This window comes from Pseudarthrobacter sp. SSS035 (assembly GCF_023273875.1).
GTDB lineage: Bacteria > Actinomycetota > Actinomycetes > Actinomycetales > Micrococcaceae > Arthrobacter.
Genome location: NZ_CP096882.1, coordinates 3,987,315 through 4,004,380, shown reverse-complemented (window position 1 = coordinate 4,004,380; position 17,066 = coordinate 3,987,315). Strand labels below are relative to the sequence as shown.

General features: G+C 66.9%; 17 protein-coding genes, 2 tRNA genes and 1 pseudogene. 2 read left to right on the top strand and 18 right to left on the bottom strand.

Features of this window, described 5'->3' with window-relative positions; all coding sequences use genetic code 11:
• Positions 1 to 11 precede the first annotated feature (11 nt).
• The 7 genes and pseudogenes from MUN23_RS18585 to MUN23_RS18555 all read right to left on the bottom strand — a co-directional run bounded on the left by MUN23_RS18585 (position 12) and on the right by MUN23_RS18555 (position 6,608).
• A complete protein-coding gene (locus MUN23_RS18585) occupies positions 12 to 977 on the bottom strand; it encodes a methylenetetrahydrofolate reductase (protein WP_248760310.1) in 966 nt (321 codons plus the stop codon).
• A gap of 376 nt (positions 978 to 1,353) precedes the next feature.
• Positions 1,354 to 2,013: a hypothetical protein gene (locus MUN23_RS18580; protein ID WP_371876045.1), complete on the bottom strand. Its 660-nt coding sequence runs from the start codon at positions 2,011 to 2,013 to the stop codon at positions 1,354 to 1,356.
• A 179-nt stretch (positions 2,014 to 2,192) separates the two neighbouring features.
• Positions 2,193 to 3,218, bottom strand: a complete 1,026-nt coding sequence (locus MUN23_RS18575; RefSeq protein ID WP_248760308.1) for a VWA domain-containing protein — start codon at positions 3,216 to 3,218, stop codon at positions 2,193 to 2,195.
• The gene (locus MUN23_RS18570; RefSeq protein WP_248760306.1) at positions 3,215 to 4,258 is read right to left on the bottom strand and encodes a VWA domain-containing protein; all 1,044 of its coding nucleotides are present in this window, start codon (positions 4,256 to 4,258) and stop codon (positions 3,215 to 3,217) included. The genes MUN23_RS18575 and MUN23_RS18570 overlap by 4 nt, the downstream gene beginning before the upstream one ends.
• Positions 4,249 to 4,719, bottom strand: coding sequence for a hypothetical protein (locus tag MUN23_RS18565; protein WP_248760304.1), 471 nt, complete (start codon positions 4,717 to 4,719; stop codon positions 4,249 to 4,251). Before MUN23_RS18565 ends, MUN23_RS18570 begins: the two co-directional genes overlap by 10 nt.
• Positions 4,709 to 5,593 (bottom strand): annotated as a pseudogene (locus MUN23_RS18560) (DUF58 domain-containing protein). Before MUN23_RS18560 ends, MUN23_RS18565 begins: the two are co-directional and overlap by 11 nt.
• Before the next feature lie 7 nt (positions 5,594 to 5,600).
• Positions 5,601 to 6,608, bottom strand: a complete 1,008-nt coding sequence (locus MUN23_RS18555; protein WP_248760302.1) for a MoxR family ATPase — start codon at positions 6,606 to 6,608, stop codon at positions 5,601 to 5,603.
• A gap of 155 nt (positions 6,609 to 6,763) precedes the next feature.
• Here MUN23_RS18555 and MUN23_RS18550 point away from each other — a divergent pair, with 155 nt between their 5' ends.
• On the top strand, positions 6,764 to 6,967 hold the full coding sequence (locus tag MUN23_RS18550; RefSeq protein WP_056341538.1) for a hypothetical protein: 204 nt from the start codon (positions 6,764 to 6,766) through the stop codon (positions 6,965 to 6,967).
• Positions 6,968 to 6,986: 19 nt separating this feature from the next.
• Here MUN23_RS18550 and MUN23_RS18545 read toward each other — a convergent pair whose 3' ends face one another.
• The 8 genes from MUN23_RS18545 to MUN23_RS18510 form a co-directional block, all read right to left on the bottom strand.
• On the bottom strand, positions 6,987 to 7,406 hold the full coding sequence (locus MUN23_RS18545) for a hypothetical protein (RefSeq protein ID WP_248760300.1): 420 nt from the start codon (positions 7,404 to 7,406) through the stop codon (positions 6,987 to 6,989).
• A gap of 19 nt (positions 7,407 to 7,425) precedes the next feature.
• A complete protein-coding gene (locus MUN23_RS18540; RefSeq protein WP_371875935.1) occupies positions 7,426 to 8,310 on the bottom strand; it encodes a carbohydrate ABC transporter permease in 885 nt (294 codons plus the stop codon).
• Positions 8,307 to 9,224, bottom strand: coding sequence for a carbohydrate ABC transporter permease (locus MUN23_RS18535; RefSeq protein ID WP_248760298.1), 918 nt, complete (start codon positions 9,222 to 9,224; stop codon positions 8,307 to 8,309). Before MUN23_RS18535 ends, MUN23_RS18540 begins: the two co-directional genes overlap by 4 nt.
• A 3-nt stretch (positions 9,225 to 9,227) precedes the next feature.
• Entirely contained in the window at positions 9,228 to 10,577 is a 1,350-nt protein-coding gene (locus tag MUN23_RS18530) for an extracellular solute-binding protein (RefSeq protein ID WP_248760296.1), read from the bottom strand.
• A gap of 120 nt (positions 10,578 to 10,697) precedes the next feature.
• The gene (locus MUN23_RS18525; RefSeq protein WP_248760294.1) at positions 10,698 to 11,900 is read right to left on the bottom strand and encodes an ROK family transcriptional regulator; all 1,203 of its coding nucleotides are present in this window, start codon (positions 11,898 to 11,900) and stop codon (positions 10,698 to 10,700) included.
• Between the two features lie 181 nt (positions 11,901 to 12,081).
• Entirely contained in the window at positions 12,082 to 13,242 is a 1,161-nt protein-coding gene (locus tag MUN23_RS18520) for a methyltransferase (protein ID WP_248760292.1), read from the bottom strand.
• A gap of 17 nt (positions 13,243 to 13,259) precedes the next feature.
• A complete protein-coding gene (locus MUN23_RS18515; protein WP_248760291.1) occupies positions 13,260 to 14,339 on the bottom strand; it encodes an FAD-dependent oxidoreductase in 1,080 nt (359 codons plus the stop codon).
• A gap of 18 nt (positions 14,340 to 14,357) precedes the next feature.
• Positions 14,358 to 14,711, bottom strand: a complete 354-nt coding sequence (locus tag MUN23_RS18510) for a zinc ribbon domain-containing protein YjdM (RefSeq protein ID WP_082575780.1) — start codon at positions 14,709 to 14,711, stop codon at positions 14,358 to 14,360.
• 84 nt (positions 14,712 to 14,795) lie between these two features.
• Between MUN23_RS18510 and MUN23_RS18505 the strand changes: the two genes are divergently transcribed.
• The gene (locus tag MUN23_RS18505; protein WP_248760289.1) at positions 14,796 to 16,115 is read left to right on the top strand and encodes a cyclopropane-fatty-acyl-phospholipid synthase family protein; all 1,320 of its coding nucleotides are present in this window, start codon (positions 14,796 to 14,798) and stop codon (positions 16,113 to 16,115) included.
• Positions 16,116 to 16,218: 103 nt separating this feature from the next.
• On the opposite strand, the gene MUN23_RS18500 is transcribed toward MUN23_RS18505, so the two are convergent.
• From MUN23_RS18500 to rsfS, 3 genes are all read right to left on the bottom strand, one after another.
• Positions 16,219 to 16,294, bottom strand: a tRNA-Ala gene (locus MUN23_RS18500).
• Positions 16,295 to 16,447: 153 nt separating this feature from the next.
• Positions 16,448 to 16,520 (bottom strand) — tRNA-Ala (locus tag MUN23_RS18495).
• Positions 16,521 to 16,620: 100 nt separating this feature from the next.
• Positions 16,621 to 17,022, bottom strand: coding sequence for a ribosome silencing factor (rsfS, locus tag MUN23_RS18490; protein WP_058932218.1), 402 nt, complete (start codon positions 17,020 to 17,022; stop codon positions 16,621 to 16,623).
• Between the last annotated feature and the right edge of the window lie 44 nt (positions 17,023 to 17,066).

Here is a 17,066-nt window from a genome sequence, read left to right as displayed (position 1 = left end):
ATGTTGGAAGGTCAGCTGGCGAGCTGGCGCCGGAGGGTGGCGCTGCGGCGGCCCACTGAACGGGACTGGCGCGGAAGTGCCAGTTTGTCCAGCACCTCCAGCGCGCTCTGGTGTTCGTTGAAGGTGTAGATGTGGATGCCCGGCGCTCCGGCCTCGAGGGCCGCGTTGGCCAGGTCCACCGTGGCCCGGACCCCGATCCGAAGTCGTTCGGAATCAGTGTCCGCGGCGGCGAGCCGAGCCAGGAGTTCCGGTGCCGGTTCAACGCCGGTCAGTTCGCCGAGCCGTGTGACCCGGCGCAGGCTGGTGAGCGGCATAACGCCCGGGATGATGGGGATGGTGACCCCGGCCCGGCGTGCGCGGCTGATGAGGTTCGCGTACTGCTCGGTGTGGAAGAAGACCTGGGTGATGGCAAAGTCGGCGCCGGAGCGCTGCTTGGCGAGCAGCACCTCGACGTCGTGGGCTTCACTGGGTGATTCCGGGTGCCGGGTGGGGTACGCGGCGACGCCCACGGCGATCTTGCCTGCACACAGCAGGGCCGACCGCCGCTGTTCAACCCGCCGGATGAGCTCGATCAGGTCCTGCGCATACCGCAGTGACCCTGCGGCGAGCGGTGCACCGTCCTTGGGCTGGTCGCCCCGGAGGGCCAGGATGCCGCGGACCCCGGTGTCCAGGAGGTCGCCGATGATCTCCGCCAGTTCCTCCGGCGTGCTGCCCACGCAGGTGAGGTGGGCGAGGGGCCGGAGCGTGGATTCCAGGAGGAGCCGGTTGATGAGTTCGACGGCGGTGTCCCGGTTCGAGCCACTGGCACCGTACGTGACGGAGACGTAGTCCGGCTCGGTGGTTTCCAGTTCCCGGATGGTGGTCCAGAGCGACTCGGCCGCGGCCGGCGAGCGGGGCGGGAAGAGTTCGTACGAAAGCGCCACGGGGGCAGTCTCGGTGAGGTTCGGATGCGTTTCAATAAGGCTTGGCGGTGACATTTGCGTCCTTGGCTTTGGGCCATTGCCGGCTACCGGTCAGCAAATGTGACGGTGAAGCCGGGAATGAATTTGAGTTTGGGAACACGAAAAACTCCACAGGGACGCAGCCGCGACTGTTACGCCTGTAATGAAGTTGTCCGTGAGCAAATGTCAGGCCCACATGGGGGCACCCACACCCTCCACAATCGGAGGATCGCTGACACGTTACCTCGGTAACTTGTATAGAACTCTAGGAGCCCGCGGGGCACCCTTCAAGTCCGCCGCCGAATTAAGACGCAGCTTTACGGCGTGTTTCGCATTCGTGCAGAATTTTCTTCGCCATATTGGTCAACGGATTCATCGGGGCATACTGCAGACCCGCCGCTGCCTTGGCCTGTTACCAGGGCCGGTCAACACCCGGCCCGAAGCCATCGTCCCGGAGGTACTCGTCCCGCTCCTGCCCGGAATTCCGCTGGCTTTGGGCTTCCCTGGCGCTGTCCCTGAGCTGCTCAAGCTGGCTCTGCCGGCCCGGATCCGCCGGAAGTTCGCCCTGCCCAGGCTCTTCCGGCGGTTGCGGGGTGGTGTTGTCCGCAGCCGCTGCATCGGCCTTTTGCTGCAGCCGCTCCGCTGCCTGTTTCAGTTGCTCCCCCGCGCCGGATTCGGCGCCAGCATCAGCGCCGGCATCCGCTCCGGAGGCAAAGCAGCCCTCCGGAGCAGCCTCCACTACCGCAACGCCTTCGGCGAACAGCCGGGCCGCCGCCGTCGGATCTGCTGTTTTGGCCGCGGCGTCACCGAGGCGTTCGATGGTGAGGGCCAGGTTGACCCGGACGACGCACTCGTCGGTCGTGCCCGCCAGGGACAGTGCTTCCTCGAAGCGTTGGCGGGCGGCAGCGAAGTCCCCGGCGAGGAACAGGCCGTCCCCCTCGGCGAACGGCGCCTTGTGCGGTTCGATGAGATTGGCGGTCCGCAGTCCGGCGGCAGCATCCGCCACGCCGCCGGGGTCCCCGGCCGCGAAGGACCGGGCGGCAGTGTCGGCGAGAATGCCCACGCTGAGCATCTTCGCGGACAGGCACAGGACCAGGAGCGCGGGCAGCGCCGACCACCACAACAGCCGACGGCGGCGCTCCCGCCGGTCCCGCGAGGTAACCGGCGGTGCCGGTTCCTGGCGTGCCGGTTCCTGGCGTGCCGGTTACTGGCGTGCCGGTTCCTGGCGTGCCGGCGCGAGCGTTGGCCGCATCATGTTCGAACTCCTGCTCCGGGTCGGAGCTGCCGCAATTGGCGCAACACCAGGAATGTCTCGCGGAGGGCCAGCAGGAACGCTCCGGCGGCAAGGAGCCAGTAGAGCTCCGTCCGCCCGGCGACGCTTCCATCCGCCGGTGCCCGTTGGAAGTCCCCGGGATCAGCGGCCTGCATCATCGGCGCCACCGGGTCTCCGGCCGAACGGTGGACATACGGCACCCCCAGCTGACCGGCAATCCCTTGCAGGCGGCCTTCGTCGATGACCGATAAAGCATCCTTGCCGGTTCCGGATGACCGGTCCTGGATGTAGCCGGCGCCGGCGTCCTGCCCCGAACCCTGCCCCGTGTTTTCCTTCATCCGGCCGCCGGCCGCGGTGCCGTAGCCGAGCACCGCGCCGCCGTCCACCAGGCCGCCGTCGAGCCTGATCGCCGCCGGTGCCTTGGCGCTGGTCTGTTCACCGTCGCCCAGGTAGTAGACCAAGCGCGGCCGTTTTGGATGGCTGTCCCGCGCGGCGCGCAGCCGCTCCGCCAGCAACGTTCCGGCAGCGGTGACGCTGCTGCCCTTCGAAAATGCCGTGACCTGCGGCTGCAGGACGGACACGCTGGTGTCCAGGGCGGTGGCGTCGGTGGTGAGGGGCATCCGGACAATGGCGTTGCTGTCGAACGTCAGGAGCGAAAAGCGGGCCCCGGCCAGTTCACCCGCGATGGCCATGATGTCCTGCCGCACCCCGTCCAGCCGGGGCGAGCCGTCGCCGTAGTCTTCGGCCACGATGCTGCTGCTGGTGTCCACTACGAAGAAAACGTTGACATCCGCCGCCGCGGCTTCGGAGCCTCCGCCGGGAACACCCGGCCGGAGCGCCGCGGCCAGGAGCAGCAGCACGAGGGCGCTCCTGAACAGCCAGTCGCGGAGTGTACCGGCGGAGCGTGCCCGCGATGCCTGGACGAGACGCCAGACCAGAAACAGCACGGCGGCGGCGACGAGCGGGACCATAACCCACCAGGGCAGGATCGGTTGCAGTGTCATGGCCGGAGCCTCCACGAGGCGCCCGCCAGTACCAGGCCGGACAGGAGCGCCAGCGTGAGGGGCAGCTCGGGCCGGTCCGAGACCACGGCCCGGGGTGCACCCTTCATGGCCGTGGCTTCGGTCTCCTGCACGGACCGGACGATGTCCGCCACGGCCTCCGGGCTGTCCAGTTGGTGGTACGCCCCACCGCTGGCTTCGGCCGCTGTGCGCAACCTGGCTCCGGGCTGGCCGGGGCCGGGTCCGTAGTCAAAGTCGCCGGGGTTCAGGGCGTAAATGCGCACATCGCGCTCCTTGGCCAGGGCGGCCGCCTGTTCCAGGGTGAAGATGGGATCGCCGGACAGGTAGTTGTCCGTTGCCAGGACGATGGACCGCGAGCGCCGCTGACCGGCGTCTGAGTTGCCGGTGTCACTCGTGCCGGTCTCCGCTCTGCGGGCATCCGCGGCGCCGGTGTCCGGGAACCCGCTGACGCAGGATGCCAGGCCGTCGCCGATCAGCGACGATCCGCGGCCGTTCCAGGTGCCGTCCAGGAATCCCGCACTGCCGGGACTTCCCTCGAACGCGTCTTGGGCCAGCTGGAGTTGTTCCTGGACATACGCGTAGTCGTCGGTGAGTGGGAAGACCTGGACGGCGCTGCTGTCGAAGACGGTGAGGCCGATCCGTTCGCCGTCGAACTCCTTCGCCAGTTCGGCAAACACCTGCACCACAGCCGCGTCGGCGCTGCTCATGGAGCCCGACGTGTCCAGGCACAGCATGATGTCCCGGTTGCGTTGCTCCGGCTGGATGGTGGTCAGTTCCACCGGACGGGCCGCCGCGGCCACGGCAGATACCAGCAGGGTTGTGGCCGCGACGGCGGCTACGGCCAGCCATCGGCGGTGCCGGCGGAGGGCCGCCTGGTATTCGGGCAGCGCGGTAAGGCGGTCCGCATTGGCCACCGGCCGCCGTCGAACGTTTGCGTGGCGGTCCGGGCGGAAGGCGCGCCATCCTGCCAGGGCCGCGAGGACCAGCGCCGGAGGGATCAGCCACCAGAACATCAGATCCATTGCCGCACCGCCTGGCGGGCAGTCGCGGCCGATTGCGGGACCGGCGGCAGCGGTTCCAGGCCGAACTCGCCCGGGTAGATCTTGCGGACGGCCTCGGCCACTGGGGGCAGCGGGTGCCCGTGCAGCTCCGCAAGGGTCATCCTGGGGGCGTCGATGCCGGTGACGTCGCGGGCGAACCGGCGGACCAGGAGGCTCAGTTCCTGGTGCGACTCCCGTGCGGTCAGCAGCCCGGCGGCGGCGTCTGCCGTGACGGCGTCGATCCTTTGCAGGTAGGCCTCCTTGAGGCGTGCAAGGTCCGACGGCGGACTGAACCGGGGCGCCTGCTCCGTCACCTTCGGTTTGCGCGTGCTCAGGAAAACGAACGCGTACCAGCCCAGGACCGCTGCCAGTAGGGCGAGTCCGGTCCACAGCCACGCCTGGCTGTACTGGAGGGGTCCGTAGATGCCCGGGTCAGCCTGCACGCCGGTGCCTTTCCAGGAGGGCGAAGAGCTCCGTCATGACCGCACTGCTGCCGGTCACGTGGCCTTGGGTAATGCCAGCGCGGCGGAGCATGGCGTGCCGGGCCGCGTCCCGATCCTCTGTTGCCTTGGCATAGGCCGCCGCGACTGCCGGGGATGCTGCCAGGTGTGCTGGCAGCATCGACGAGTCTGCCACGCTGAAGGCGTCCTGGCCGGTGTTTCCTTCCCCGGCCAAGTCAGCGTCCCGGATGGTGAGCCAAAGGACCTCATGCTGGGCACGGAGCCGGCGGAGCAGCTGTTCGGTGTCGGGGCCGTCGGCACGTTCGTCGGACACCACAAACAGCAGGAACCGGCCCTTGACGTTGCGGGCCACGTATTCCAGCTGGTCCTCGACCCTGCTCGGGCCTGAGTCCAGGGAGGTGGATGAGTCAACCTCCCGCAGGAGCCGTTCCAGATGCGGCTCACCGGCTTTGGCGGGAATGGAGAGTGTCCCGTTGCGGTCGCCGCAGACCAGGCCCACTACGTCGCCGTGCCGGTGCGCCAGGTAGCCCACCACGCCGAGTGCCATCACTGCGATGTCCTTTTTGGTTTCGCCGTCGCGGGACTCTGCAGCCATTCCCCGGCCTGTATCGGCAATCAGCAGGACGGTCTGGCGCCGTACGGCGACTTACCGTTTAATGAGCGGCGATCCGAACCGGGCGGAAGCCTTCCAGTCGATGTCGCGGACATCGTCCCCGGGGATATAAGCGCGCAGGTCATCAAAGTCGAGGCTGCGGCCGCGGAAGACGGAACCGTATTCGCCGTCGAGCATGCCGCGGGCTTTCCGGTGGGCGAAGATGGCCATCTTCGCCTTCACGCGCTGCAGGAGACTGGTCACCGCTGCCTCAGGGAGTCTGGACGGAGGCCACGACCGCGTCGATGATCGTCTCCACCGGCACCTGCTCGGCAACGGCGTCGAACCCCAGGATGAGGCGGTGCCGGAGCACACGGTGGGCGAGGGACTTCACGTCCTCCGGGATCACGTGGTCCCTGCCGTTGAGAAGGGCCACTGCCCGGGCGGCCTGGCTGAAGGCAATGCTGGCGCGCGGGCTGGCGCCGAACTCGATGAAGCCGGCGAGCCGCCGGTCGATGTACTGCCCGGCGTTCCGGGTGACAAACACCAGGCCCACGATGTAGTTGATGACGGCCGGGTCGATATAGATGCGCTTCACCAGCTCCTGCACGCCGACGACGGCGTCCAGCGAGGCGGCGGCCGCAGGCTTCTGCGCCTCAGTGAAGACCCCGGCGTCGATCCGCCGGATGATCTCCGTTTCCTCGGCCGGCGTGGGGTAGTCCAGCACGTCCTTGAGCATAAAGCGGTCCATCTGCGCCTCCGGCAGCTGGTACGTGCCTTCCTGCTCGATCGGGTTCTGGGTGGCCAGCACCATAAACGGGGACGGCAGCCGGTATTCCTCTCCCCCGATGGAGGTCTGCCGCTCCTGCATGGCCTCCAGCATGGCGCTCTGGGTCTTGGCGCTGGAGCGGTTGATCTCATCAAGCAGGACGATGTTGGCGTGCACCGGCCCCAGCTGCGTGATGAAGGTGCCCTTGGCGGCGTCGTAGATCTGCGTGCCCACGATGTCGCTGGGCAGCAGGTCCGGTGTGCACTGGATCCGGCGGAACTCTGCGCTCACTGCTTCGGCCACGGTCTGGGCGGCGGTGGTCTTCGCCAGCCCCGGAACGCTTTCGAGCAGGATGTGCCCACCGGTCATCAGGCCCACCAGCAGGGATTCACGCAGCCGCGCCTGGCCCACTACCTTGGCATCGAAACTGCGGGAAATGTTCGCCACCACCTGCTGTGCACGGGCCAGTTCCGCCGGTTCGATTCGTGCGGGCGCACTGGTCTGAAGCAATGGATTTCCCCCTGATGGCTGGTGGTCTACGGATGTTAGCCCGGGTGTGCTGCCGTGCGGCTGCACTCCGTCCGCCATCCTATCCAAGACACCTCCCGGTCCGGCCGCAATGGGGACCCCTCCCCATCGCGGCTCTGCAGGTCTATCCTTTTGCCATGAGTGAGCTTCCAGCCAGTTACAAAGAGTTTCTCGCCGACAAGAGCGAGCGGTTCATCCTTGCAGTCAAGCCTGTCCTGCAGCAGTCCGCTGCCGACAAATCCCATGGTGTCCGGGTTACCTACAACGCGGGTCCCACCGGCCACCAGGCCCACCTCGATGACAGCATCCCCTTCGGCGTGGTGGTCGAGGACATCGACTGAGGTTCCGGCCGGCTTCGGGTCAGGAGGATTGCGGCTTACTTGACCTCCGGTACCCCCGGTACGGGAGCCCGCGGATGAGCGCGGCCACCGCTAACGGGAACGCCACGGCTGCTGCGAGGTGCCGGATAAGGCTGGTGGGCGCCATCAGCGCAGCACCGCCAACCAGGATGGCGGGTGCCGCCACACAGGCAGTAACCCAGTATGGGTGGCCTCGGACGGCCGACCAGACAGCGGCCGCGAGCGATGCTGCCGATCCCGCCAGGATATACAGGCTGCCGACCCTCAGGTCCTCAACAAGCCTAGGATTTGGCGTGAAGCCGAAAAACATGGCACGCCACAGCCCGATGCACATAAGGATGATGGACGCCACGATGAGCAGCGCCCAGAGCACCGTTCCGGGCCATCCGTGCCGCTTTGCCGCTGTTAGTTCTTGACTCATTGAAGCCCCTTCAATTTTGTTAGCCCTTGACCGCACCCGAGAGCGCGAAGGAGCTGCCGGCGCCCCTGGCCACGATGACATAGAGAGCCAGCACCGGGACTGAATACAGGATGGAGAAGGCGGCCAGCTGGCCGTACGCCACTGCGCCGTGCTGTCCGAAGAAGCTGAAGATCGACACCGCCGCCGGCTGCCGGGCTTCGGACAGGAGCAGGACGAAGGGGACGAAGAAGTTCCCCCAGGCCTGGATGAACACAAAAATGAACACCACGCCCAGCCCCTGCCGCATCAGGGGCAGGACGATGGTCCGCAGCGCCGTTAATCCTGACGCACCGTCCACCCAGGCCGCTTCCTCCAACGACACCGGAACGCCGTCCATGAAGTTTTTGGTCATCCAGATGGCCATGGGCAATGTGGTGGTGGCCATAAAAAAGATTGTGGCGGGCATCGAATCCAGCAGTTGAAGCTGCACAAACAACCCGTACACCGGCACCATGATGGCCGTGATGGGAAGGCAGGTTCCAAACAGGACGGTGTACATAAACGGCTTGTTGAACCTGGACTGGTAGCGGGACAGCGGGTAGGCGGCGAGGACTGCTGCCACGAGGTTCACGGCGGCCGTGCCGGCGGACAGCACCATGCTGTTCCAAAGCGGCTGGAACAGCAGCCCCGGTGTCATGATGGCGGCAAAGTTATCCAGGGAAACCCTGCCCGGAAGCCTTGCCTCGTGTCCGGCGGAGGCATCAAGGGACGCAAACACGAGCCAGAGCAGCGGCAGGACAAAGCAGGCGCCGATCAGGATCAGGGACACATCCGCCGGCATCCGGGCACGCTGCCGGGCACGGGAAACCGCGCCCGTCCCGGACCGCAGCTGCCCCCCGGTGGAGGTCCCCGCCGTCGTCGTCATGGTTTGCTCCCCCGCAGGAGCCGGACGTAGGCGGCGCCGAACACCACGCCAATGAGGATCAGCACCGACGCCACGGCCGTGCCGTAGCCGATGTCGCCGAACTTGAAGGCCTCCACGTACGCCAGCACGGGCAGCGTAGTGCTGGCGTTGGCGGGACCGCCCGCCGTCATCACCCAGATGAGCGTGAACACCGCCAGCGTCTGCAAGGTGATGAGCATGAGGTTGGTGGCGATACTGCCGCGGATCATGGGGATGGTGATGAAGGCCAGCCGCTGCCAGCCGCCGGCACCGTCCATCAGTGCGGCCTCCGTGACCTCACCGGGGATGTCATTAAGCGCGGCGCGGTAGACGAGCATGGAGAACGCCGTGCCACGCCAGATGTTGGCAAGCAGGATGGCGACCATCGGGAACGAGTACAGCCAGTCGGCCTGCCCGACCCCCAGCCCGCCCAGCAGCTGGTTCAGGGTCCCGTCCCGGCTGAAATAGGCGTAGGCGGCGAAGGCGGCCACGATCTCGGGGAGCACCCACGCAGCCACCACCGCAGTACCGACGACGGCGGCCACCGTCCGGCGGGCCCGCCGCATCAGCACCGCGAGGGTGAGCCCCAGCAGGTTCTGGCCCAGGATGGCAGAGCCGCCCACGAACAGGACAGTCAGGCCCAGCGAGAGCGGCAGCATGGGGTCCGACAGGAGCCTGGCGTAGTTGTCGAACCCGATCCAGCCGGGACTGCGGGCATTGCGGCCGGTCAGGGCTGCATTGGTGAATGACGCGTGGAAGGCCCACAGCACGGGACCGGCCAAAAACACGAGCAGGAGAACCACTGCCGGGAGCACGGGGAGCAGCCGTGCCTGGCGCCGGAGTCCGGAGTGACGCCGCCGGTGGCCGGACCGGTCACGCCTGAGGGAAACCGCCACAGGTTACTGGGCGACGGTCTTGGCCTCACCCACGATGCCCTTCACCGCCGTGTCATAGTCGGCGGCCGCCTGCTCCGGGGATTTCGCCCCGGTGATCACAGCTTCCGTGGCCTCCTGGACGGCCGCGGAGATCCGGGGGTAGTCGGCAGTGGCTGGCCGGTAATGCGTGACGGCCACAAGCTCGGACACGTCCTTCACAAACGGGTTGGCCGCCTGGTAGCCGGCGTCGGCGGCGACATCCTTCCGCACGGCGATCTGGGAGCTGGCGATGTTGAAGGCCAGGGAGTTCTTCTGGTTCAGGGCCGTGGCGAGGAACTCAAACGCGAGGTCTGGGTTTTTGGTCTCCGCCCCTACCGCCAGGGTCCAGCCGCCGGACATGCTGACGCCGCCGGGTGCCTGGCCGTTCTGGGTGGGGAACGCTGTGACGCCCATGTCCTGCCCGTACTCGGCCCATTCGTAACTGCCGCCCTTCTGCCAGAAGGACGGCGTATAGGAACCCTCAACAGTGGCTCCCATCTTGCCCTGCGGCAGCCATTCGCCGAAGACCTTCTTCCACACATTCGCGTCAAGGGCCTCCGCCGGGGAGACGGCCAGTTTTTCGTCGTAGAGGGTCTTGAGGAACGCCAACGAGTCGGTGAACCCCGGGGCACCGACTACCCACTTCTTGGCGTCGGCATCGTAGAGTTCGGAATCCGTTCCGTAGAGCAGTTCGTAGAAGCTCTGCATTACGGTGCCTTCGCCGGTGGCCTTGCCGGCGTACATGTTGAACGGCACCACAGAGGCGTCACTGGCCTTGATTTTCCGGGCGGTGTCCAGGATGTCCTGCCAGGTGCGGGGCTCCCACGGGACGCTGACGCCCGCGGCGGCGAGCACCTTCTTGTTGTACCAGATAGCTCGGGTGTCGGTGCCCAGCGGGACCGCGTATGTGCCGCCGTCGTCCCCCAGGCCGGCGGCCTTGGCGCCATCATCGAAGGTATCCCAGTCCTTCCACCCCTCGAGGTGGCTGTCAAGCTTCAGGAGGTACCCGGCGTCGACGTCGGAACGCACCTTGAAGGTGTCCTCATAGAAGATGTCCGGGGCGGTGGAGGGCGAACGGAGGGCGAGGGCAAGCTTGGTGCCGTAGTCGTCGTCGTTCGCCTGGATGGGCTCCAGGGCAACCGTGACGCCCTGGTTGGCGGCCTCAAACTCCTGCTTGGCCGACTGGAAGAGCGTGTCCAGGGCAGTGAAGGAATCGGTCTTTTGATAGACCACTTTCAGCGTTTTGGTCTCCGCTTCGGGGGCGGCGGGGGAACACGCCGTCAGCACGAAGCCCGCTGCAGCGATGAGTGAGGTGATTTTGAGGGCCCGGCGCATTGGTGCTCCATTCAGTCAATGGCTGCCGTCCCCTGTACCTGCGGGCCCCAGCCGCGGCGATATCCACATGCTAGACGGGGCTCCGGCCAGTGGCAAGGAGACCCCGTTCAGACGTCCGGTTCATACTTCCAGGAGAAGCCGCTGCGCCCGGGGCGCCAGTGTATGCTCCAGGACCAGGCAGGCAGCTCCAACGGCGCCGACGTCCTCACCGACTCCGGTGCCGACAACCTCGATGGTGTGGATCAGGCGGGCCGCACTGTTGGCGTCCACCAGCGCCGGGATCTTCTCCAGGTAGCGGTCAGCGATCCGGCTCCAGAAGGGCCCGCCGAACACAACCCGCTCCACATCCAGCGTGTTGGCGACCACGGAGACGGCCCGGGCCACCAGCACGGCTGACTTGTCGATGATCGCGAGGGCCTTGGCGTCGCCGGCATCGGCAAGGTCGCACAGCTGGGAGAAGCTCTGCTGCACTTCGGCTCCGCTGGTGTGCTTGCCGGAGCCGTCCAGGATGCCGGCGGCAACGGCCTCCGCCACGAGCACCTGCGGGATGGCTGAGGACTTCACGCAGCCGCGCAGTCCGCAGTCGCAGGCCGGGCCATCGGGGTCCACCACGATGTGGCCGATCTCGCCGGCGTTTCCTGACGTTCCACGGACCACCTCATCGTTGAGGACGATGCCGCAGCCGATACCGGTACCCATGTACATAAAGATGAAACTGCCCGAGCCGCTGGGCCCGCCGGCCCAGGTCTCGGCGACGGCGGCGCTGGTGACGTCCTTATCCACCAGGACGGAATAGCCGGTGGCTTTGGCCAGGGCGTCCCGAAGTTCCACGCGGTCCCAGCCCGGCAGCAGCGGCGGGTCCACCACGGTGCCGTTGTCCAGGTCGATGGGCCCCGGAGCGGCCAGGCCCAGGCCGGCGATCCGGCTGGTGTCCACGCCGGACTCGGCAACGAGCTGCTCGATCTCGGTGGCCATGGTGGACATAACGGCGGCAGGATCATTCCCGCCGGGTGTCTTAATCCGTGAATGCTGTACAACGGCGCCCACAAGATCGAGGACCACGAACGTGGTGACGGCGGGGTCCAGGTGGACGCCGATGGCATACATGCCGCCCGGGTTGAGGCGAAGCATGGTGCGCGGTTTGCCGGGGCCGCTGCCTTCTTTGCCGGCTTCGACGATCAGGTGCTGGTCCAGCAGGCGGCGGGAGATGTTGGAGATGGTCTGCGGCGAGAGCCCCACAATCTGGGCGAGCTCCACGCGGCTGAGCCCCCCGGATGACCGGCGGATGGCATCCAGGATGACCGTGAGGTTGAAGTCCCCCATGCGCGGAAGATTAGTCCCGCGCCGTGGCGCCGAGGACTGGCGAATTTCTGGCACGGTCTCCCCTAGGTTTTCGGCCGCGTATTCATGATGTCTGAATGGTACGTTACCTCCTGATCAACGCCCAGAGCCGGAGGTGGGGCCGCGCCGCGGCCGGAGGCGCCACCATGCCGTGCAGGCACGCCTATGGCCGCCGGGTGCTGACCGCCACCGTGAACTTTGGATTGCCGCCCCGAACAGTGGTGGGACCCACCAGCCGCTCCAGCGCCGGGAGGTACTGCAGGTGCCGGTTGAACACCGTCCACAGCTCACCGCCCGGCGCCAGGACCCTGGCTGCCGCCTCGAACAGTTTGATGCCCGCTCCGGCATGCACACTGGCGCCCAGGTGGAAGGGCGGATTCAGCAGGACCAGGTCGGCGCTTCCGTCCGGGAGGGTGCTCATGGCGTCATCCTGGAGGGCGGTAATCCGTTCCTCGAGGCCGTTGGCCTGAGCCGTAGCCCGGGCGGACGCGACGGCGGCGGCGGACCGGTCCGTGGCCGTGACCCTTGAGGCCGGGTTCTGGCGGGCGTACATGGCGGCGAGGATGCCGGTGCCACAGCCCAGATCGATGGCGTGCCCGGCTTCAGGCATCTCCGGCAGGAAGGTCAGGAGGAACCTGGTCCCGATGTCCAGTTTCGCCCCAGCAAAGACGGCACCGTGCGCAGCAACGTCCAGGTCCAGCTCGGCAAGGCGTTCGACGGCGGGACTCCACTCGTGCGTCTCAGTTTGCCGGGCGCCGCTGGCCAGGATGATCCGGGACTTCTGCCGCGCCAGCTGCGGCTGGACCGTCTCGAAGTGGCGTTCCAGGACCGCGTTCATTCCCAGGGACATGTGTTTGATCCGCCCGCCGGCGAGCAGCACCACCTCAGGGGCGGCATAACGCGCCACGGCGGCTGCGATTTCCTCAAGCTCCGCCAGCGTCCGCGGCAGTTGAAGCAGCACCAGCTCCGCGCCGGACAGCAGTTCCTCCCCCAGCGGCAATTGTTCGAACCCAGTGGCGTCAATGGCTCCGGGATCCGCCGCTGCAAGCCCCATAGCCGCAGCGTTGTTCCGCAGGGCGCGCTCCCCCGTGATGAGATCCTCATGCACACGGACCCGGCGGACCCCCATAGTGCCAAGCGCACCGAGCGTGAGAGCACCGTAGCGGTCGCCGATCACTGCCAGCCGGGTACCCGGTTCCGTGCGCACTGCGGCGGCTTCGAGCAGCAGCCGGTCCGTGGCGTCCCAGGCCTGGAGGTTCGGGGCTTCGACATCCGGGTGGCGCCGGAGCGTGCCGAAGATGTCCTCAAGGTTGTTCTGTGCCACTGGTTCCTGCCGTCTGTTCATGTACTGGTTGTTGATGCGGTTGATGCAAGCGCGGGCAGTTTGAGGATGGCGGTGACGGCCGCCCGGCCCGCCCTGTTGGCGCCGATGGTGGACGACGACGGCCCATACCCGACCAGATGGACGCGCGGCTCGATTGCCACCTGGGTCCCTTCCATGGCGATGCCGCCACCGGGTCCCCGGAGATGCAGCGGCGCCAGGTGTTCGAGCTCGGCACGGAATCCGGTGGCCCACAGAATGACGTCGGCACGGAGCAGGCTCCCGTCGGCGAGCCGGACGCCGTCGGGCTCTATGGCGGTGAACATGGGGCGACGGTCCAGCGCACCCCGTTGTGCTGCAGCCCTCAGCGCCGGGGTCCAGATGAGGCCGGTCACGGCCACCACGCTTTGCGGCGGGAGGCCCTGCCGCACGCGCTCCTCCACGAGGGCGACGGCGTTGTGGCCGGCCTGGGCGTCGAACGCGGCGTCACGCCAGTCCGGTTCCCGCCGGGTGAACCAGCTCGTGCTGGTCACCTGCGAGACCTCGTCCAACAGCCCGACGGCGGAAATTCCGCCTCCCACGACGATGACGTGCAGGCCGCGGAAATCCTCGGCGGAGACGTAATCGGCAACGTGCAGTTGCCGGCCCCGGAACGTGGCCCGGCCCGGGTAGATGGGCCAGAACGGCCGGGTCCACGTACCGGTTGCGTTGATGACCGCCTTCGCTGACCAGCCGCCGCCGTCGGTGCTGATCCGCAGGCGCCCCGCCGGATCGGCGTCTTCCCTGGCCACCGAGGTGACCTTGACCGGGCGCAGGACCTCAATCCCGAGGTCCCGCTCGTAGCCGGCGAAGTACCGGCTCAGGAACTCCGAGCTGGGTTCCGTGGGATCCACGTCAGGCTTCGCGATGCCGGGAAGGTCACTGATGCCGTTGACCGTGGCCATGACCAGGCTCTTCCAGCGGTGGCGCCAGGCGCCGCCCGGACCTTCCTCCGCGTCGAGGACCCTGTAGTCCAGCGCCCGGCGCTGCAGGTGGTAGGCGGCGGAGAGTCCCGCCTGGCCCGCGCCGATGACCACAACGTCGGTGGTTCCGTAGTCCATGCCCCTGACCGGTTCCGGCTAGACCTTTTTCACCACGGAGGATTTGAGCTGCATCGGCCCCACGCCGTCCACCTTGCAGTCGATGTCGTGATCGCCCACACCGTCCATGAGCCTGATCCCGCGGACTTTGGTGCCTACCTTGATGACACCGGAGCTGCCCTTGATTTTCAGGTCCTTGATCACAGTGACCGTGTCACCGTCGGCGAGGATGTTGCCCACTGCATCCTTGATGACCCTCGGCCCGGCCTCTGCCGTCGCCTCCGCCGCCTGGGCGGACCACTCGTGGCCGCATTCCGGGCAGACCAGGAGCGCACCCATCTCGTAGGTGTAGGCGCTGGAGCATTCGGGGCACGGTGGCAACGTCTCATTCACTCCCCCATGATAATCGCGCCGCTGCGCTGACAGGCGCGCGCCGGCGTCGTACTGTTGGGCCTAGGCGGACGAAAGGCGAGGACCATGAGAACAGAAAAAGGGGCAGCGTCGCTGCTGGCGAACGCACTGGGCATCGTCCTGGGGACGACGGAGATACCGCTGAGGCTGCGGGCGTGGGACGGGTCCGAGGCGGGGCCGCCCGACGCCCCGGTCCTCGAATTCAGGTCACGCCGCGCCCTGCGCCGGATCCTGTGGTCGCCGGGGCAGCTCGGGCTCAGCCGCGCCTACGTCGCCGGGGACATCGTCGCCCCCGGCGACATCTTTGCAGCCTTCACGGCGCTCAGCTCGGTGGGCAAGTTTTCCGAGCCCGGCCCCTTCCGGCCCCTGACTCCGCGTGAACTGGCCACGCTGGTCAGCACGGCGGTCCGGCTGGGCGCGCTGGGCCCCAACCCGGCTCCGCCGCCGGAGGAGGCCAAGGTCACGCGGAAGGGCCGGCTCCACACCCGGCAGCGCGACGCCGCGGCCATCTCGCACCATTACGACGTCGGCAACGACTTTTACGCCCTCGTGCTGGGACCCTCAATGGTTTACTCGTGCGCTGTGTGGGCGGATGGACCCGGCGGCGGCGGCACCCTTGCCAGCCGCGGTCTTCCGGCCGGACTGGATGACGCGCAGAAGGCCAAGCTGGATCTCGTCTGCCGGAAGCTTGGACTGAAGCCCGGGATGAGGGTACTGGACGTGGGGTGCGGCTGGGGCAGCTTCGCGTTGCACGCGGCGCAGCATTACGGCGTCTCGGTGGTGGGCGTGACACTCTCCACCGAACAGGCCGTGCTGGCGCGCAAACGTGCTGCCGACGCCGGGTTGACCGAAAACATCGACATCCGGGTCCAGGATTACCGGGATATCGCCGACGGGCCGTTCGACGCCATCAGCTCCATCGGCATGTCCGAACACGTGGGCCGGGAACAGACACCCCACTATGTCGATGTGCTGCACGGCCTGCTTCGTCCCGGCGGCCGGCTGCTAAACCACGCCATCTCCTGGAATGCCGGCCTCATCAAGCCCGACCCGGATTCGTTCATTCCGCGCTATGTCTTTCCGGACGGCCAGATGATCAGCCTGGGCGAGATGGTCAGCGCGCTGGAGACCGGCGGGTTCGAAGTGTTGGACGTGGAGGCCTTGCGCCAGCACTATGCCCTGACCTTGCGGGCGTGGGTGCGCAGGCTCGAAGAGAACTGGGACGAAGCCGTTCGGCTCACCAGCCTGGGCCGGGCGCGGGTGTGGCGGCTCTACATGGCCTCAAGTGCCCTGGGCTTTGAAACCGGGATCACGGGCGTCAACCAGATCCTCGTCCAGCGTGCCGGCGGGGACGGGCCGCCGCTGCGCCGGACTGACTGGGTCTAGGCGCTCACTACTCGGCGCCCACTTCTCCGGGCTCCCTGCTTGGGAGACAAAAAATGAGCCACCCGACCGGGTGGCTCATTTTTTTGCGGACCTGCGTCCTGTTTGGTGGAGCTGAGGGGACTCGAACCCCTGACCCCCTGCATGCCATGCAGGTGCGCTACCAGCTGCGCCACAGCCCCAAACTTATGCTCCTCCGCGGTTCAGACCGCCCGAAGCAACCTGATCAGCTTAATAGAAAACTGCGCGCGGCGCCAATCGGGAGGATCATTTTCCTGCAACTTCCTGCAACAAAAAAATCCGCCGGAATCTTTCGATTCCGGCGGATTATCCGGTGGAGCTGAGGGGACTCGAACCCCTGACCCCCTGCATGCCATGCAGGTGCGCTACCAGCTGCGCCACAGCCCCGGACCTTCGTTACTCCGCGGTCTCCCCGGAGCAACTCAAATATCTTAGACCAGCTTTTCCGAAAATTCCAAATCGGGCATATTCGGGCCGGCAAGGCCTGCTATTCGGAGTCGGAGGCCGCCGTTGCCTTGGCTGAAGTGTCCTCGCCCAGCTGCAGGTCAACCACCGGGCAGTCCTTCCACAGGCGCTCCAGGGCATAGAAAACGCGGTCCTCTTCATGCTGGACGTGGATGACGATGTCCGAGTAATCCAGCAGTACCCAGCGCCCGCCGGAGCGGCCTTCGCGGCGTACCGGACGGAGGTCCTGCTTGGAAAGTTCTTCTTCGATGCCGTCAACGATGGCGTTGACCTGGCGCTCGCTCGGCGCGGATGCGATGAGGAAGACGTCTGCCAGTGCCAGCCGTTCGCTGACGTCGAGCGCCACAATGTCGTGGGCAATCTTGTCCGCGGCTGCCTTGGCGGCTTGGCGGGCAATGGCGATGGATGAATCTGTTGCAGTCATGGGACTCCTTGTAGTTTTCTAAAGCTTCGTAAAAGGGCGTTGCC

Excerpts from the sequence above, each read along its gene's own strand:
- MUN23_RS18550 (WP_056341538.1), top strand. The coding sequence starts at position 6,764 with ATGAGTGAGCTTCCAGCCAGTTACAAAGAGTTTCTCGCCGACAAGAGC.
- MUN23_RS18525 (WP_248760294.1), bottom strand. The coding sequence starts at position 11,900 with ATGGGGGACTTCAACCTCACGGTCATCCTGGATGCCATCCGCCGGTCA.
- MUN23_RS18545 (WP_248760300.1), bottom strand. The coding sequence starts at position 7,406 with ATGAGTCAAGAACTAACAGCGGCAAAGCGGCACGGATGGCCCGGAACG.
- MUN23_RS18515 (WP_248760291.1), bottom strand. The coding sequence starts at position 14,339 with ATGGACTACGGAACCACCGACGTTGTGGTCATCGGCGCGGGCCAGGCG.
- MUN23_RS18530 (WP_248760296.1), bottom strand. The coding sequence starts at position 10,577 with ATGCGCCGGGCCCTCAAAATCACCTCACTCATCGCTGCAGCGGGCTTC.
- MUN23_RS18570 (WP_248760306.1), bottom strand. The coding sequence starts at position 4,258 with ATGGATCTGATGTTCTGGTGGCTGATCCCTCCGGCGCTGGTCCTCGCG.
- rsfS (WP_058932218.1), bottom strand. The coding sequence starts at position 17,022 with ATGACTGCAACAGATTCATCCATCGCCATTGCCCGCCAAGCCGCCAAG.
- MUN23_RS18540 (WP_371875935.1), bottom strand. The coding sequence starts at position 8,310 with ATGACGACGACGGCGGGGACCTCCACCGGGGGGCAGCTGCGGTCCGGG.
- MUN23_RS18580 (WP_371876045.1), bottom strand. The coding sequence starts at position 2,013 with ATGCTCAGCGTGGGCATTCTCGCCGACACTGCCGCCCGGTCCTTCGCG.
- MUN23_RS18505 (WP_248760289.1), top strand. The coding sequence starts at position 14,796 with ATGAGAACAGAAAAAGGGGCAGCGTCGCTGCTGGCGAACGCACTGGGC.
- MUN23_RS18575 (WP_248760308.1), bottom strand. The coding sequence starts at position 3,218 with ATGACACTGCAACCGATCCTGCCCTGGTGGGTTATGGTCCCGCTCGTC.
- MUN23_RS18585 (WP_248760310.1), bottom strand. The coding sequence starts at position 977 with ATGTCACCGCCAAGCCTTATTGAAACGCATCCGAACCTCACCGAGACT.